The organism is Serratia inhibens, from assembly GCF_003591175.1.
Lineage (GTDB): Bacteria > Pseudomonadota > Gammaproteobacteria > Enterobacterales > Enterobacteriaceae > Serratia > Serratia inhibens.
The window spans coordinates 42,514-58,419 of record NZ_QYYG01000010.1; the positions used below are offsets into that span (position 1 = coordinate 42,514).

Sequence of the window (15,906 nt, forward strand, 5' to 3'; positions counted from 1 at the left end):
CTATCAATGATTATTATCGAAACCCTGCCTTTGCTGCGTCAGCAGATCCGCCGCTGGCGCCAGGACGGCAAACGCATCGCGTTGGTGCCGACCATGGGCAACCTGCACGAAGGCCATATGACGCTGGTTGATGAAGCCCGAGCGCGTGCCGATATCGTGGTGGTCAGCATTTTCGTGAATCCGATGCAGTTCGAACGCCCTGACGATCTGGCGCGCTACCCGCGCACCTTGCAGGAAGACAGCGAAAAACTGACCCGCCGCAACGTCGACCTGGTGTTCGCACCCGCGCCGGCCGATGTCTACCCACAGGGGCTGGAACAGCAAACCTATGTCGACGTGCCGGGCATTTCCACCATGCTGGAAGGCGCCAGCCGCCCTGGCCATTTCCGCGGCGTCTCCACCATCGTCAGCAAACTGTTCAATCTGGTGCAGCCGGATTTGGCCTGTTTTGGCGAGAAGGATTATCAACAACTGGCGCTGATCCGCAAAATGGTGGCGGACATGGGGTACGACATCGACATCGTCGGCGTGCCGACCGTGCGCGCTAAAGACGGCCTGGCGCTCAGCTCGCGCAACGGCTACCTGACCGCAGAAGAGCGTAAAATCGCGCCTCAACTCAGCAAGATCATGAACGCATTGGCAGAACAACTCAGCAACGGCGAACGCCACGTAGACGATCTGCTGGAGCAAACCGCCGCGCACCTGCGCGCCGCCGGTTTCACCCCGGACGAACTGTTTATCCGTGACGCCGACAACCTGCAACCGCTGAGTGTTGAAAGCCAACGCGCGGTGGTGCTGATGGCCGCCTGGCTGGGCAAGGCGCGACTGATCGACAACCAGCAGGTTGATCTGACACTATAAGTTACTTTTTGTGCAATCGTCACCGTTGCAGCCCACCCGAAAGTAGACAAGGATGGCGTTATCGGTGACGATAAACACCGGATGGATGTTCAACCCCAATCGCCTGTATATACTCCAAATATGACAGATATAGGCGGATATTCAGTTAGGTAAAGTTATGATACGTACTATGCTGCAAGGCAAGCTGCATCGGGTGAAAGTGACTCAGGCCGACTTGCACTATGAAGGCTCCTGCGCCATCGATCAGGATTTCCTGGAGGCCGCAGGCATTCTGGAATATGAAGCTATAGATATTTATAACGTTGATAACGGTCAGCGTTTCTCGACCTACGCCATCGCCGCCGAACGCGGTTCGCACATCATTTCGGTCAACGGTGCGGCGGCGCGCTGCGCCTGCGTCGGCGACAAACTGATCATCTGCTCCTACGTGCAGATGAGCGATGCCGATGCCCGCCAGCACCACCCGAAAGTCGCCTATTTCGAAGGTGACAACAACCTGCAACGCAAAGCGAAAGCCGTGCCGGTTCAGGTCGCCTGAAAGTAAAAACGGGCGCATTCGGCGCCCGTTTCCTGCTATTGCACCACCACAGTTCCCGGCTTGTTGGCTATTCTGTCCGCCATGGTCTGAATGGAATCGGTGCGCAAAATATACAACCGCTTCAGCGTATACGGATTATCCCCCGGCTTGACCTTACCCTGCACCGTGGTCACCGCCATATGGAAGCCGGCGTCTTTCGCCGCCTGTATTGCCCGCTGGTTGTAGCCGCCGAACGGATAGGACACGTACAATACATGCGGGTTAAACTGCGACAGCGCGCGGCGCGAGCGCTCAAAATCGAATTCGATATTATGCAGGGAACGGCTCAGCAGAATAGGCTGGCGGTTGCCGTCAGTACGGTGCAGGAAATGCGTGTGTGACTGTACGTCGAACACATCCTGGATCTGCTTGAGTTCTGAAATGCTCATAAACTGCAGCGAGTCCGGGTTCCATTTCTGCGGATGGCGTTTGATGCGCGAAGAAATAATGAACGCCGTTGCGCGGAAGCCGTAGTCCTTCAACACCGGGTAAGCATAGCGATACACCGACTTCAACCCGTCATCAAAAGTCAGCACCACCGCCTTGCCCGGCAGGTTGATTTGGTTCTTCAGGTAAGCTTCCAACTGGTACAGGGAAATGGTGTCATAACCCGCCTGCTTCAGATAGGTCATCTGGTTACTGAACGCCACGTCCGAAGTGGTGGTCGAGGTATGGCGGAAACGCTTGTTCTCTTCGTTTTTCAGCAAATGGTGGTAGGTCAGCACCGGAACGCCGGTATCAATCTCGCAGTCCAGCTCGCTGATATAACCCAGACGATCGCCAATATTGATCTCATACCAGGTGTTGTTCAGCCGATCCTTCAGTTTACCGATGATCGGGTAACGCAGGTTCTCTTCCAGCACGCCAAACACTTCGCTGGCGTTATCCGCTGCGGTATAGACGTTGATCGCCTTCTGAGTGATCAGATTCTGATTGGTCAGCGGCTTATTCAGTTCACCGAGATCGTCTTGCACCTTGCGCGATTTTTTGAGGTTGCGCACATCGTCTTTATCGATAAAACCAATGCCGTGGCCAAACTTGAATTCGTAATACTCCGCATCCGCCGGAAACACCTGAATCAACTGGCCCTGCTTCACTTCACCGACCGGGATCACATGTTCGCCAATCAGCGAATAAACCTCGCTGTCGCGTTGCGCTTCCATATATTCAGATTTAACAGCGCTGTCTTCCGACAACAAATTTGCCATCGTCGCCGGAGAGGCGAGCGACATCAGGATGCCGAGTAGCCCAGCCGCTATCTTGTGTGTAGACCGCATGGTTATGTTCTGCTTACGAGTGCGTAATACCCGTCGCCTTTCAAGTTGTTACCTGCACTCACCCCAGTGACTTACTAAAGTAAGCGCCTGAGGATGAGTAAGTTGGCCGCCTGGCTGCAACTTGAAATTCATAGGGTATATAACAAAATGGAGAAAGTGTGGAGCGTCAGCATAGCACGATTTGAACATCGGGGAGAAAGGGGTTATGTGAGCAATTCTATTGATTTATGTGATGCGAGCTTCAAATAAATCAAAGCGCCCCCGAACGGCTGTCCGGGGGCGTCAGCGCCTCAGGTGCGCAGGCCGCGGCCACGCTCTATCAGGTACCAGGACAGCAGATAGAACACCAGGATAAACGCCACCAGCACCGCCATGGTCAGCACCAGCGGCACATCACTGATGCCGAGGAAACCGTAGCGAAAGCCGCTGATCATATAGACGATCGGGTTCAGCTTGGATACCGCCTGCCAGAACGGCGGCAGCAGCGTAAGCGAATAGAAAACCCCGCCCAGATAGGTCAACGGCGTCAGCACGAAAGTCGGGATCAGGCTGATGTCGTCAAAAGTGGTGGCGAACACCGCGTTGATCAGGCCCGCCAGCGAGAACAGGATTGCCGTCAGCAGCAGCGTGACCACAATCACCCACCAGGCATGCACCTGCAGCGGCACAAAGAACAGCGAGATCACCGTCACCAGCACGCCGACGCAAATACCGCGCGCCACGCCGCCGCCGACGTAACCGGCAATCACCACATGAGTCGGCACCGGCGCCACCAGCAGCTCTTCGATATTGCGCTGGAACTTGGCGCTGAAGAACGACGATGCGACGTTGGCGTACGAGTTGGTGATCACCGCCATCATAATCAGGCCGGGAACGATAAACTGCATGTAATCAAAACCGTGCATATCACCAATGCGCGAACCAATCAGGTTGCCGAAAATGATGAAATACAGCGTCATGGTGATCACCGGCGGCACCAGGGTCTGGATCCAGATACGGGCAAAGCGGTTGATCTCTTTGGCCCAGATACTCTGTAAAGCCACCCAATACAAACGCGTCATGCTTTTTCTCCATTACCGTTAACCAGGGTGACAAACAGCTCTTCCAGCCGGTTAGCCTTGTTACGCATGCTCAATACCTGCACCCCTTGCGCGCTGAGCTGAGCAAACAAGCCGTTCAGGCCCTGCTCGCGCATCACTTCCACTTCCAGCGTTGAGGTATCCGTCAGGCGGTTGCGATAGCCATCCAGCTTCGGCAAGGGGCTTTTGGCCGCCAGATCGAGGATAAAGGTTTCGGACTTCAGCTTGGCCAACAACCCTTTCATTGAGGTGTTTTCCACCAGTTCCCCGTTCTGGATGATGCCGATATTGCGGCACAGCATTTCCGCCTCTTCCAGATAGTGGGTCGTGAGAATAATGGTAGTGCCTTGAGCGTTCAGCTCTTTCAGGAAGCCCCACATGGAGCGGCGCAGTTCGATATCCACCCCAGCGGTCGGCTCATCGAGGATCAGCAGCTTTGGCTGGTGCATCAAGGCGCGGGCGATCATCAGACGGCGTTTCATGCCGCCGGACAACATGCGGGCGCGTTCATCGCGCTTGCCCCACAGATCCAACTGGGTCAGGTATTTTTCCGCACGCGCCAGCGCTTCACGCCGGGTTACGCCGTAGTAACCCGCCTGATTGACCACAATCTGCATGACGGTTTCGAACGGGTTAAAGTTGAATTCTTGCGGCACCAGCCCGAGTTGGCGCTTGGCGTTAACGATATCTTTATCGATGTCGTAGCCGAACACCCGCACGCTGCCGGCCGTTTTGTTAACCAGCGAGCTGATAATACCGATGGTGGTGGATTTACCGGCACCGTTCGGCCCCAGCAGGGCATAAAAATCCCCCGCTTCGACGTTAAGATCGATCCCGCGCAATGCCTTGACGCCACCCGCGTAGGTCTTGGTCAACTGCGCTAATTCCAGTGCATAATTCATAAGTTAGAAAGTACCTTGTGACGATGAGTATGCTGCTGCGTATTGTAATAAAGAGGATCTTATCATCAGCAGCGATTTCACTGAGGCGAATCCGTGCGGAAAAAAGCGTGACTGTTCCGATTTCCAAATTGTGACGCTTGTCCTATATTAGCCCAACGCAATCTGTTTGTTACAGGCCTATAACCCTCCATGAAAGAAATCGAAACGCTTATCGCCAACAACAAAGCCTGGTCGGCCAATATCAACCAGGAAGATCCAGACTTTTTTGAACGTTTATCCCAGGCGCAAAAGCCCCGCTTTTTATGGATTGGTTGCTCAGACAGCCGCGTCCCTGCAGAAAGACTGACCGGGTTGGAACCTGGCGAACTCTTTGTCCATCGCAATGTGGCAAACCTGGTGGTTCACACCGATCTTAACTGCCTGTCTGTGGTGCAGTATGCGGTGGATGTGCTGGAAGTTGAACATATCATCATCTGCGGCCATCTGGGTTGCGGCGGCGTAGAGGCCGCGGTCGAGAACCCGGAACTGGGGCTGATCAACAACTGGCTGCTGCATATCCGCGACCTGTGGTACAAGCACAGTTCACTGCTGGGTGAACTGGATCCGGAACAGCGTCTCGACGTACTGTGTGAAATCAACGTGATCGAGCAGGTCTACAACCTGGGCCACTCCACCATCATGCAGTCGGCCTGGAAACGCGGCCAGAAAGTGACGATCCACGGTTGGGTTTACGGGATTCAGGACGGACGCCTGCGCGATCTGGAAGTGGCTGCCACCAGCCGCGAGAGCCTGGAAATGGGGTATCGCAAGGCAATGGCCAAACTGCAGCAGGACAACGCATAAAAGCCTGGAAGTTTATCCAGCTTTAGGTGTGGGCGCGGGCAAAGCCGCGCCCCTGCCGATTACTCGTCCAGCAGCACCACTTTGCCAACGTACGGCAAATGACGATAACGCTGAGCGTAGTCAATACCATAGCCCACCACAAACTCGTCCGGGATCGAGAAACCGACGAACTCCACCGGCACTTCCACCTCGCGGCGCTCAGGCTTGTCCAGCAAGGTACAGATCGCCAGAGATTTCGGCCCGCGCAGCGCCAAAATTTCGCGCACTTTATTCAGCGTGTTGCCGGAATCAATGATGTCTTCCACGATCAGCACGTCCTTGCCGCGGATATCCTCATCGAGATCCTTGAGGATTTTCACGTCGCGGGTGGTGGACATACCGCTGCCGTAGCTTGAGGCGGTCATAAAGTCGACTTCGTGCGGCACTTCAATCGTGCGGCACAGATCGGCCATGAACATGAAGGAACCGCGCAGCAGCCCGACCAACACCATATCACTGCCGCTATCGCGGTAATGTTCGGTGATTTGACGGCCAAGTTCGGCGATACGGGTCTTAACTTCCTGCTCGGAAATCATTACGTCTACAGTGTGTTTCATAGGTTTCAGGTCAGTTGCCGGAAGAAGGGCGCAGAGTTTAGCATAGCCTGACGCCGGTGGCGACGCGAGTGCGCCGCCACTTCTTCTCTAGTCGCTTACCGTAAAGCCCAGCATCATGCCGGTATCCTCATGCTCCAGCAGGTGACAATGTGCCATATAGGCATGTTCACTGTTAGCCGGATGATCAAAACGCACCAGCACTTCGCTGCGCCAACCCTCGACCCGCACCGTGTCTTTCCAGCCACTGCGATGAGCCGCCGGCGGCTGGCCGTTCTCCGACAGGATGCGGAACTGGGTGCCGTGAATATGGAACGGGTGCAGCATCATGTCGCCTTCGCCGGAAAGGGTCCATTTCTCGTACTTGCCGCGTTTGGCCTCGAACGCCGGCTTGGTCATATCAAAGGCTTTGCCGTTGATCTTATTGCCGTGGCTGAAATCGAAAGGCTTGGCACCATGATCCATGCCCTTCATGTTGCCGTGATCCATACCTTTCATGCCGCCATGATCCATGTCCGGCATCTTGCCATGATCCATGCCGGCCATGTCGCCATCGCTCTTGCCCATGGAGCCATGATCCATACTCATCCCGGCCATCGCCTGATGACCATAACGATCCATCAATGCCTGCATGCCCAGCTTGTCCAACTGCGGATCCATCATCAGTTGCAGCCAGCGCTCCTGAATGCCGGCCATCGGCGGCAGTACCGGCAGTTTCACCAGGCTGTCCGGCATCGTCTTGATACCCTGCGCCAGCGAAGGCTGAATGCGCAACACCGGCAACGGCTGGTCGAACGGTGCCAACGTCATGCCCATTTGTTTGACCGGCAACGTGACGATGTCGAACGGTTTGCCATCCGAGGCATCCACCAGCACTTCAAAGCGCTCGCCCATCAGCATTGGCAATTCGGCCAGCTTCACCGGTTCGGCCAGGAAGCCGCCGTCACTGGCAATAACGTATAACGGGCGGTTATCGCTGGCCGCCAGGTTCAGCGACCGTGCATTACAGCCGTTGAGAAAACGCAGCCGTAGCCAGCCGCGTGGCGCGACGTGTTGCGGGTATTGGGCACCGTTGGTGAACATACGGTCGCCGAACCAGCCAACCGCAGCGCTCATCACATCCAGTTGGTATTCAATTTGTGCGTCTTTACCCAAGCGTTTGTCCTGCAGGATCACCGGAATATCATCCTGCCCCCAGGTCTTAGGCAGCGGCAGTTTACCGCTCTCGTCGTCTTCCAGCAGAACCAGCCCCGCCAACCCCATCATCACCTGATGCCCGGTTTTACCGTGGGTATGCGGGTGGAACCAACAGGTAGCTGCGGGCTGTTCGACAGTGAAACTCACTCTGCGCGTGCTACCCGGCTGAATCAGCGCTTGCGGGCCACCATCGACATCACCGGGAATTTCCAAACCGTGCCAATGGACGGTGCTGGCTTCCGGCAAGCCGTTTTTGATATCGACCGTCACCGGCTTGCCGCGCTGCAGCCGCACCGCAGGCCCCAGCAGCGCCCCATTGATGCCCCAGGTTCGGGTGGTTTTGCCCGGCAGCCAGTTCATTGCACCGGTTTGCAGCGCCAGCGCGATTCTTCCCTGCGCGTCCGGCGTCAACAGTGGCGGGATCGGTAAGGCCGGCAACTCAGCCGCCCACACGCCTCGGCTCCACAGCGGTAAGGTGCTTGCTGCGCCCAGCGCAGCGGTCAGTTTGATAAAATCACGACGTAACATCGCTGACTCCCTTTTCTCAGTGAGATGTACCCTATGGCTTTCAAGTTCCAGCTCGCTCATCCCCAGCTATGGTAGGGGCGCTAATACGGACAACGACGCTGCGGCTTGCAAGACGACGGGTATGACTTACATGCCAGACAGCCTAAACCCTCCCCTTAGCGGAAGGTCAAGCCTTTGCTACCGGTTATGTTATCCGCCAGTAATAAAATTTGGTGCCTTTACAGGCAAGTGTGATAACGTCTGCTGACAACAAACAGGTCTATTTTCATGATGAAAAAAACAACGTTATTGGTGCTGTTGCTCGCCATGCTGGGGTTCTCCAACGCCAGTCTGGCGCTGAATGAGTCTGAGGCGGAAGATCTGGCCGATCTGACGGCGGTATTTGTTTACCTGAAAAACGATTGCGGCTACAACGACTTGCCCAATGCGCAAATCAAACGCGCCATCGTTTACTTTGCCCAGCAAAACCGTTGGGATTTGAGCAACTATAATAGCTACAACATGAAGGCGCTGGGTGAAGACAGTTATCGCGATCTCAGTGGCATCGCCATCCCTACCCCCAACAAATGCAAATCTCTGGCGCGCGACTCGCTGAGCCTGCTGGCGTACGCCAACTAATCCCTCCCGCCTTCCGCTACCTCTGTTTGAAATTCAGCCGTGCATCATCAGGCAGAGTTAGCTATGATGTTGCGCCAATTTTTCATGGCCGTTATTACGGAGTTCCCGCACATGACCCAGAAAGAAATTTGGTATGAAACGCTGCATGCCAACTTCGGCCAGTACTTCTCGGTAGAGAATGTGCTGTACCGCGAGAAGACCGAGCATCAGGATTTGGTGATTTTTGAAAACCCGGTGCTGGGGCGCGTGATGGCGCTCGACGGCGTGGTGCAAACCACCGAGCGCGATGAGTTCATCTATCACGAAATGATGACCCATGTTCCATTGCTGGCACATGGCCAGGTGAAGAAGGTATTGATCATCGGCGGCGGCGACGGTGGCATGCTGCGCGAAGTCAGCCGCCATCGGGGCGTAGAGCAGATCACCATGGTCGAGATCGACGCCGGGGTGGTGGAATTCTGCCGCCAGTACCTGCCGAACCATAATGCCGGTTCCTACGACGACCCGCGCTTCAAGCTGGTGATCGACGACGGCGTCAACTTCGTCAATCAGACCGATGAAAAATTCGATGTGATTATCTCGGACTGTACCGATCCCATCGGCCCCGGCGAAAGCCTGTTCACCTCGGCGTTCTACGAAGGCTGCGCACGCTGCCTGAACGAGGGCGGCATTTTTGTCGCGCAGAACGGCGTCTGTTTCCTGCAACAAGACGAAGCGGTCAACAGCCACACCAAATTAAGCCAGTATTTCAACGACGTCAGCTTCTATCAGGCGGCGATCCCGACCTATTACGGCGGCATCATGACCTTCGCCTGGGCGAGCCAAAACCCGGCGCTGCGTCAGCTCGATTTATCCGCCCTGCAACATCGCTTTAATCAAAGCGGCCTAAACTGCCGTTATTACAACCCGGCGATCCACGCGGGCAGCTTTGCCCTGCCACAGTATTTGCTCAACGCACTGAACGTTACACGTTAAGCGAGAAGATAAGGAGGTGAACCAAATTGCAAAAGCTAAAACTGCACGGCTTCAACAACCTGACCAAGAGCCTGAGCTTTTGTATTTACGATATTTGTTACGCCAAAACCGCGGATGACCGCGATGGCTATATCGCCTACATTGACGAGCAATACAATGCCAACCGCCTGACCGAGATCCTGAGTGAGACCTGCTCGATCATTGGCGCAAATATTCTGAACGTCGCACGTCAGGACTATGAGCCTCAGGGTGCCAGCGTAACCATTCTGGTCAGCGAAGAGCCGGTCGACCCGAAAGATGTCGATACGTCGGAGCAGCCTGGTCCACTGTCGAAGACGGTGGTTGCACACCTGGACAAGAGCCACATCTGCGTTCATACCTATCCGGAAAGCCACCCAGAAGGCGGGCTGTGCACCTTCCGCGCCGATATTGAAGTGTCGACCTGCGGCGTGATTTCACCGCTGAAAGCGCTGAATTACCTGATCCACCAGTTGGAATCTGACATCGTCACCATGGATTACCGTGTGCGTGGCTTTACACGCGACGTAAATGGCGTGAAGCATTACATCGATCATGAGATCAACTCGATCCAGAACTTTATGTCTGATGACATGAAGGCGCTATACCACATGATGGACGTCAACGTTTACCAGGAGAACATCTTCCATACCAAGATGCTGCTGAAGGATTTCGATCTGAAGCACTACCTGTTTAACGCCAAGCCGGAAGCCCTGAGCGAGGCCGAGCGTAAAGAGATTACCGATCTGCTGTGGAAGGAGATGCAGGAAATCTATTACGGCCGCAATATTCCGCACTTGTGATGTGTAAAGGGTGCGGCACGCCGCGCCCTTAGGTTCAGTATTTGAGCATGAAAGAACGGTAGGCCTTCAGCACCGCCAGGAAGTCTTCGACACCGCAGAACGAGAGGCTTTCTTCATCATAATAATTCATCCCCTCCTCCATCTCGTCGCCTTCAAACGCCAATAGATTGGCGCGGATCATCACCTCTTCACCGTCCATCAGCAACGTATATTCGTGACCCTCCAGCTGCCATTGACGCTCGCTGCCTTTGACTTCCGCCGCCCCGGCTTCTATCCGGTCCAGCAGATTGAAGTCGCCTTTGACTTCCTCATTGATCCAATGGCCAATAGCTTCATGCCCCATCGAAAATCTGACCACCACCTGACCGGTCACGTCACGCAGAAATTCGTAATCCATAGCACGCCCTCCTGAGCCTTTTTCTTAGTGTAAACATTAATTCATGACTAACTCAGCGAGCGCTCGCAAAGTTGGCAACTGAGCAAAATAAAACGGGAGGCCAAGGCCTCCCGTTGAACGGTTGCGCAATATAGCGGCTTAAACGGCGGTTTGGAAGATCACGCCATCGGCTTTTTCAGTGTACTGGCCCAGTTGGTCGAAGTTCAGGTAGCGATAGGTATCCGCCGCCGTTTTATCGACCTGTGCCATGTACGTTTGATACTCGTCCGGCGTTGGCAAACGGCCCAGCAGCGAAGCTACCGCCGCCAGCTCTGCGGAGGCCAGATAAACGTTGGCGCCGGTACCCAGACGGTTCGGGAAGTTACGGGTAGAGGTGGAAACCACCGTCGCGCCGTCAGCCACTCGCGCCTGGTTACCCATGCACAGTGAACAACCCGGGATCTCGATACGCGCACCGCTCTTGCCGAACACGCTGTAATAGCCCTCTTCGGTCAGTTGAGCCGCATCCATCTTGGTCGGCGGCGCAACCCACAGGCGGGTTGGCAACTGGCCCTTGTGCTGGTCCAGCAACTTGCCGGCGGCGCGGAAGTGGCCGATGTTGGTCATGCAGGAACCGATGAACACTTCATCGATCTTGCTGTTAGCCACGTCGGACAGCAGGCGCGCGTCGTCAGGATCGTTCGGTGCACACAGGATTGGCTGAGTGATCTCTGCCAGATCGATGTCGATCACCGCCGCGTATTCCGCATCCGCATCGCCTTCAAGCAGTTGCGGATCCGCCAGCCATTTTTGCATGCCTTGAATGCGGCGCTCCAGCGTACGGCGATCGCCGTAACCTTCGGAGATCATCCATTTCAACAGCACGATGTTGGAGTTCAGGTACTCTTCGATCGGCGCCTTATCCAGCTTGATGGTGCAACCGGCGGCGGAACGTTCGGCTGAAGCGTCGGTCAGTTCAAACGCCTGCTCCACTTTCAATTCCGGTAAGCCTTCGATTTCCAGAATGCGGCCGGAGAAGATGTTTTTCTTGCCCTTCTTCTCTACGGTCAGCAGGCCCTGCTGGATCGCGTAGTAAGGAATGGCGTGCACCAGATCACGCAGTGTGATGCCCGGCTGCATTTTGCCTTTGAAGCGCACCAGCACCGACTCAGGCATATCCAGCGGCATAACGCCGGTCGCTGCGGCAAACGCCACCAGACCGGAACCGGCAGGGAAGGAAATGCCGATCGGGAAACGGGTGTGGGAGTCCCCACCGGTGCCGACGGTATCCGGCAACAGCATACGGTTCAGCCAAGAGTGAATAACGCCGTCGCCCGGACGCAGCGATACGCCGCCACGGTTCATGATAAAGTCAGGCAGCGTGTGGTGAGTGGTCACATCAACCGGTTTCGGGTACGCGGCGGTGTGACAGAACGACTGCATGACCAGATCGGCGGAGAAGCCCAGACACGCAAGGTCTTTCAGCTCGTCACGGGTCATCGGGCCGGTGGTGTCCTGAGAACCCACGGAGGCCATCTTCGGCTCGCAATATTCACCCGGACGCACGCCGGCAACGCCACAGGCGCGGCCCACCATTTTTTGCGCCAGCGAGAAGCCCTTGTTGCTGGAGGCAACTTCTTTGGCGATACGGAACACATCGCTGTGCGGCAGGCCCAGGGCTTCACGCGCCTTGGTGGTCAGGCCACGACCGATAATCAGCGGGATACGGCCGCCGGCGCGCACTTCATCCAGCAATACGTCGGTTTTCAGTTCGAAGTTGGCGATCAGTTCGCCGGTTTCGTGGTTACGCACTTCGCCTTTGTACGGGTAAACGTCGATCACGTCGCCCATGTTCAGCTCGGAAACGTCCACTTCAATCGGCAAGGCGCCGGCATCTTCCATGGTATTGAAGAAGATAGGCGCGATTTTACTGCCCAGCACCACACCGCCACCGCGCTTGTTCGGCACATACGGGATGTCGTCGCCCATAAACCACAGCACAGAGTTGGTGGCGGACTTACGGGAAGAACCGGTACCGACCACGTCACCGACGTAGGCCAACGGGAAACCTTTCTTGTTCAGCAGTTCAATCTGCTTAATCGGGCCAACGCTGCCCGGTTGATCCGGCACTATGCCTTCACGTTCGTTTTTCAGCATCGCCAGGGCGTGCAATGGGATATCCGGGCGTGACCAGGCATCCGGCGCCGGCGACAGATCGTCGGTGTTGGTTTCGCCGGTGACTTTGAATACGGTAACGGTGATTTTTTCCGCCAGTTTCGGGCGTGACAGATACCACTCGGCATCGGCCCAGGACTGCATAATCTGTTTGGCGTGCGGGTTACCCGCCTTGGCTTTCTCTTCCACGTCGTAGAAGTTGTCGAACATCAGCAGCGTATGGGAAAGCGCTTTGGCGGCAATAGCGGCCAGTTTTTCGTTATCCAGCGCGTCGATCAGCGGATGAATGTTATAACCGCCCTGCATGGTGCCCAACAGTTCTACGGCTTTCTCGGAGGTAATCAGGGGAGAGGTCGCTTCACCTTTGGCGATGGCCGCCAGAAAACCTGCTTTGACGTAGGCGGCTTCGTCGACGCCTGGTGGAACACGATTAATCAGCAGGTCTAACAGGAATTCTTCTTCGCCTTTTGGCGGATTTTTTAATGATTCAACCAGCGCTGCCATTTGGGTGGCGTCTAACGGCTTAGGGACGATGCCCTCTGCAGCACGCTCGGCTACGTGCTTACGGTATTCTTCTAGCACGACATTCTCCTCGCTCTCATTGTCATTTATTGTGCCTGGCGTTTTATACCCGTCGTCTTTCAAGCCACAGTGTTGTTACCTGCGCTCGTTAACCCCAGTTACTTACCTAAGTAAGCGCCTGGGGATGAACGAACTGGGCGCCTAACTGCAACCTGAAAGCCATAAGGTATAGGTTCAAACCGGGTTTAGCGCACGGTGTTGATGCCATTGATCCTGACGGGGCACTGCTGTCGATGTCCTGGCCTGTAAGGTACAGTGCCCGGTTCCGCTCAGCCAGCATATCAGGATTTGAAACGGTTGTTAATTCGTTCACATAAAAGCAACATTAAATCTTTGCTGAATCGTTGAGCGCAGTGTAATCGGCTGCGACACAGGCTCGACGGGATTGCAGGAAGGTTCCGCTCGCAACATAAAACAGCCCGATGAGCACAACACAATACCCACCCCCTTACAATGGTTATTGATTGCGAATACCAAAAATTGGGAGCGGAAGACACAAAAAAACCGCCGTTAAGGCGGTTCTGTTGTTCCGTTCGGTGTTAGCAGGCACCTTACGGATTTCTTACATCGTTAAAGAACGATACAAGCGCTACCGAGCCAAAACATTGTGCGCAACATCGTTCAAAAAATCAACTAAACAATATTATCAATCTCGTTTTTTGGGTATTCTTTCTATGGGTCTGTTCTGCCCGTTTAGCAGCGGGTCATCGGACTTGAGAACAGCGCTGCAACTACTGCGATACAGGCGCTACCGGGCGCTTGTTCCGCCGGGATTTTTCCGGTGAAGTCGCGGTGGTCGTGGTTCCACAAGGATCGCGCAATGAAAGGGAGTTCTTGGTTTATCCTGCTCATTGTACTGGGATCGGCGTTTGGCGTGAGTAAAGGCAGTTGGTCGGTTAACGGCAACAGCCTCACGTTGAACGTGATATTCCAGAACAAGTAAGCTACTGGCCGCTCATTGAGCGGCCTTTTACCTGAATGCCATCCATAAAAAACGGCCCCTTTTCAGGAGCCGTTGTTTCAACCTTGTCAGCCGGAAGAATTACTTCTTCTTGGCTTTCGGGTTTGGCAGATCGGTGATGCTGCCTTCGAAGATCTCTGCCGCCAAACCTACGGATTCGTGCAGGGTTGGGTGAGCATGGATGGTCAGCGCGATATCTTCCGCATCACAACCCATCTCGATAGCCAGACCGATTTCGCCCAGCAGCTCACCGCCGTTGGTGCCGACAATCGCGCCACCGATGATACGGTGAGTTTCTTTGTCGAAGATCAGTTTGGTCATGCCGTCTGCACAATCGGAAGCGATAGCACGGCCGGAAGCTGCCCACGGGAAGGTGGACGTTTCGTAGCTGATGCCTTTCTCTTTCGCTTCTTTCTCGGTCAGACCCACCCACGCAACTTCCGGCTCGGTGTAAGCGATTGATGGGATCACTTTCGGGTCGAAGTAGTGCTTCATGCCGGCGATAACTTCAGCGGCAACGTGGCCTTCATGCACGCCTTTGTGCGCCAGCATCGGTTGACCGACGATGTCGCCGATAGCGAAGATGTGCGGCACGTTGGTGCGTAGCTGTTTGTCGACGCGGATAAAGCCACGCTCGTCAACTTCCACACCGGCTTTGCCCGCTTCCAGCAGTTTGCCGTTCGGCACACGGCCGATAGCCACCAGCACCGCGTCGTAACGCTGTGGTTCTGCAGGCGCTTTTTTGCCTTCCATAGTAACGTAGATACCGTCTTCTTTGGCTTCTACCGCAGTCACTTTGGTTTCCAGCATCAGGTTGAACTGCTTGCTGATACGTTTGGTGAAGACTTTCACCACGTCTTTGTCGGCAGCCGGGATCACCTGGTCAAACATCTCGACCACGTCGATCTGTGAACCCAACGCATGGTATACGGTACCCATTTCCAGGCCGATAATACCGCCGCCCATCACCAGCAGACGCTCTGGGACGGTTTTCAGTTCCAGCGCATCGGTAGAGTCCCACACGCGCGGGTCTTCATGAGGAATGAATGGCAGTTGGATCGGACGGGAGCCTGCGGCAATGATGGCGTTGTCGAAGTTGATGGTAGTAGGACCATTTTCGCCTTCAACGACCAGGGTGTTAGCGCCGGTGAACTTGCCCAGACCGTTAACGACTTTAACTTTACGGCCTTTAGCCATGCCAGCCAGACCACCGGTCAGCTGATTGATGACTTTTTCTTTCCAGACGCGCACTTTATCGATGTCGGTTTTCGGCTCGCCGAAAACGATGCCGTGCTCGGCCAGCGCTTTGGCTTCTTCGATCACTTTGGCAACGTGCAGCAGTGCTTTGGAAGGGATACATCCCACGTTCAGGCAAACACCGCCCAGCGTGGAATAACGTTCAACCAGAACGGTTTCAAGACCTAAGTCAGCGCAACGAAAGGCAGCAGAGTAACCTGCCGGGCCCGCCCCAAGTACCACGACCTGAGTTTTAATTTCAGTACTCATCATGACCTCTTAATTGATTGTCCGGCGGGTCAGAC

The 15,906-nt window shown here is 55.2% G+C and carries 15 protein-coding genes; 7 read left to right on the forward strand and 8 right to left on the reverse strand.

Features of this window, described 5'->3' with window-relative positions:
- Positions 1 to 6 precede the first annotated feature (6 nt).
- Positions 7 to 861 carry a pantoate--beta-alanine ligase gene (gene panC, locus D4100_RS22365; protein WP_006321084.1) on the forward strand — a complete coding sequence of 285 codons (855 nt, stop codon included), beginning with the start codon at positions 7 to 9 and terminating at the stop codon, positions 859 to 861.
- A 157-nt stretch (positions 862 to 1,018) separates the two neighbouring features.
- Positions 1,019 to 1,399, forward strand: a complete 381-nt coding sequence (panD, locus tag D4100_RS22370) for an aspartate 1-decarboxylase (protein ID WP_004947897.1) — start codon at positions 1,019 to 1,021, stop codon at positions 1,397 to 1,399.
- Between the two features lie 35 nt (positions 1,400 to 1,434).
- Here the strand turns inward: panD and D4100_RS22375 are convergent, their stop codons facing one another.
- From D4100_RS22375 to D4100_RS22385, 3 genes are all read right to left on the reverse strand, one after another.
- On the reverse strand, positions 1,435 to 2,715 hold the full coding sequence (locus tag D4100_RS22375) for a polysaccharide deacetylase family protein (protein WP_043912968.1): 1,281 nt from the start codon (positions 2,713 to 2,715) through the stop codon (positions 1,435 to 1,437).
- Between the two features lie 290 nt (positions 2,716 to 3,005).
- A complete protein-coding gene (locus D4100_RS22380) occupies positions 3,006 to 3,776 on the reverse strand; it encodes an ABC transporter permease (RefSeq protein ID WP_006321086.1) in 771 nt (256 codons plus the stop codon).
- Positions 3,773 to 4,696 carry an ABC transporter ATP-binding protein gene (locus tag D4100_RS22385; RefSeq protein WP_004947905.1) on the reverse strand — a complete coding sequence of 308 codons (924 nt, stop codon included), beginning with the start codon at positions 4,694 to 4,696 and terminating at the stop codon, positions 3,773 to 3,775. Before D4100_RS22385 ends, D4100_RS22380 begins: the two co-directional genes overlap by 4 nt.
- A 189-nt stretch (positions 4,697 to 4,885) precedes the next feature.
- On the opposite strand from D4100_RS22385, the gene can reads away from it, so the two are divergent.
- Positions 4,886 to 5,539, forward strand: coding sequence for a carbonate dehydratase (can, locus tag D4100_RS22390; RefSeq protein WP_006321095.1), 654 nt, complete (start codon positions 4,886 to 4,888; stop codon positions 5,537 to 5,539).
- Positions 5,540 to 5,598: 59 nt separating this feature from the next.
- Here the strand turns inward: can and hpt are convergent, their stop codons facing one another.
- Together hpt and cueO are read right to left on the reverse strand one after the other, a co-directional pair.
- Entirely contained in the window at positions 5,599 to 6,135 is a 537-nt protein-coding gene (gene hpt / locus D4100_RS22395) for a hypoxanthine phosphoribosyltransferase (RefSeq protein ID WP_004947911.1), read from the reverse strand.
- An 87-nt stretch (positions 6,136 to 6,222) separates the two neighbouring features.
- A complete protein-coding gene (gene cueO / locus D4100_RS22400) occupies positions 6,223 to 7,857 on the reverse strand; it encodes a multicopper oxidase CueO (RefSeq protein WP_119805274.1) in 1,635 nt (544 codons plus the stop codon).
- 270 nt (positions 7,858 to 8,127) lie between these two features.
- Between cueO and D4100_RS22405 the strand changes: the two genes are divergently transcribed.
- From D4100_RS22405 to speD, 3 genes are all read left to right on the forward strand, one after another.
- Positions 8,128 to 8,475 (forward strand): YacC family pilotin-like protein, encoded by a 348-nt coding sequence (locus D4100_RS22405; protein WP_006321105.1) that lies wholly within the window; start codon positions 8,128 to 8,130, stop codon positions 8,473 to 8,475.
- A gap of 111 nt (positions 8,476 to 8,586) precedes the next feature.
- The gene (gene speE / locus D4100_RS22410; protein ID WP_006321107.1) at positions 8,587 to 9,450 is read left to right on the forward strand and encodes a polyamine aminopropyltransferase; all 864 of its coding nucleotides are present in this window, start codon (positions 8,587 to 8,589) and stop codon (positions 9,448 to 9,450) included.
- 26 nt (positions 9,451 to 9,476) lie between these two features.
- Positions 9,477 to 10,271: an adenosylmethionine decarboxylase gene (gene speD, locus D4100_RS22415; RefSeq protein ID WP_004947924.1), complete on the forward strand. Its 795-nt coding sequence runs from the start codon at positions 9,477 to 9,479 to the stop codon at positions 10,269 to 10,271.
- 34 nt (positions 10,272 to 10,305) lie between these two features.
- Here the strand turns inward: speD and yacL are convergent, their stop codons facing one another.
- Positions 10,306 to 10,668: a protein YacL gene (gene yacL / locus D4100_RS22420; RefSeq protein WP_004947927.1), complete on the reverse strand. Its 363-nt coding sequence runs from the start codon at positions 10,666 to 10,668 to the stop codon at positions 10,306 to 10,308.
- Positions 10,669 to 10,806: 138 nt separating this feature from the next.
- Positions 10,807 to 13,404 carry a bifunctional aconitate hydratase 2/2-methylisocitrate dehydratase gene (gene acnB, locus D4100_RS22425; protein WP_006321109.1) on the reverse strand — a complete coding sequence of 866 codons (2,598 nt, stop codon included), beginning with the start codon at positions 13,402 to 13,404 and terminating at the stop codon, positions 10,807 to 10,809.
- An 820-nt stretch (positions 13,405 to 14,224) separates the two neighbouring features.
- On the opposite strand from acnB, the gene D4100_RS26005 reads away from it, so the two are divergent.
- Entirely contained in the window at positions 14,225 to 14,347 is a 123-nt protein-coding gene (locus tag D4100_RS26005; RefSeq protein WP_257784487.1) for a hypothetical protein, read from the forward strand.
- A gap of 99 nt (positions 14,348 to 14,446) precedes the next feature.
- Here the strand turns inward: D4100_RS26005 and lpdA are convergent, their stop codons facing one another.
- The gene (lpdA, locus tag D4100_RS22430; RefSeq protein WP_004947933.1) at positions 14,447 to 15,871 is read right to left on the reverse strand and encodes a dihydrolipoyl dehydrogenase; all 1,425 of its coding nucleotides are present in this window, start codon (positions 15,869 to 15,871) and stop codon (positions 14,447 to 14,449) included.
- Positions 15,872 to 15,906 lie beyond the last annotated feature (35 nt).

Excerpts from the sequence above, each read along its gene's own strand:
- panC (WP_006321084.1), top strand. The coding sequence starts at position 7 with ATGATTATTATCGAAACCCTGCCTTTGCTGCGTCAGCAGATCCGCCGC.
- panD (WP_004947897.1), top strand. The coding sequence starts at position 1,019 with ATGATACGTACTATGCTGCAAGGCAAGCTGCATCGGGTGAAAGTGACT.
- D4100_RS22375 (WP_043912968.1), bottom strand. The coding sequence starts at position 2,715 with ATGCGGTCTACACACAAGATAGCGGCTGGGCTACTCGGCATCCTGATG.
- D4100_RS22380 (WP_006321086.1), bottom strand. The coding sequence starts at position 3,776 with ATGACGCGTTTGTATTGGGTGGCTTTACAGAGTATCTGGGCCAAAGAG.
- D4100_RS22385 (WP_004947905.1), bottom strand. The coding sequence starts at position 4,696 with ATGAATTATGCACTGGAATTAGCGCAGTTGACCAAGACCTACGCGGGT.
- can (WP_006321095.1), top strand. The coding sequence starts at position 4,886 with ATGAAAGAAATCGAAACGCTTATCGCCAACAACAAAGCCTGGTCGGCC.
- hpt (WP_004947911.1), bottom strand. The coding sequence starts at position 6,135 with ATGAAACACACTGTAGACGTAATGATTTCCGAGCAGGAAGTTAAGACC.
- cueO (WP_119805274.1), bottom strand. The coding sequence starts at position 7,857 with ATGTTACGTCGTGATTTTATCAAACTGACCGCTGCGCTGGGCGCAGCA.
- D4100_RS22405 (WP_006321105.1), top strand. The coding sequence starts at position 8,128 with ATGAAAAAAACAACGTTATTGGTGCTGTTGCTCGCCATGCTGGGGTTC.
- speE (WP_006321107.1), top strand. The coding sequence starts at position 8,587 with ATGACCCAGAAAGAAATTTGGTATGAAACGCTGCATGCCAACTTCGGC.
- yacL (WP_004947927.1), bottom strand. The coding sequence starts at position 10,668 with ATGGATTACGAATTTCTGCGTGACGTGACCGGTCAGGTGGTGGTCAGA.
- D4100_RS26005 (WP_257784487.1), top strand. The coding sequence starts at position 14,225 with ATGAAAGGGAGTTCTTGGTTTATCCTGCTCATTGTACTGGGATCGGCG.
- lpdA (WP_004947933.1), bottom strand. The coding sequence starts at position 15,871 with ATGAGTACTGAAATTAAAACTCAGGTCGTGGTACTTGGGGCGGGCCCG.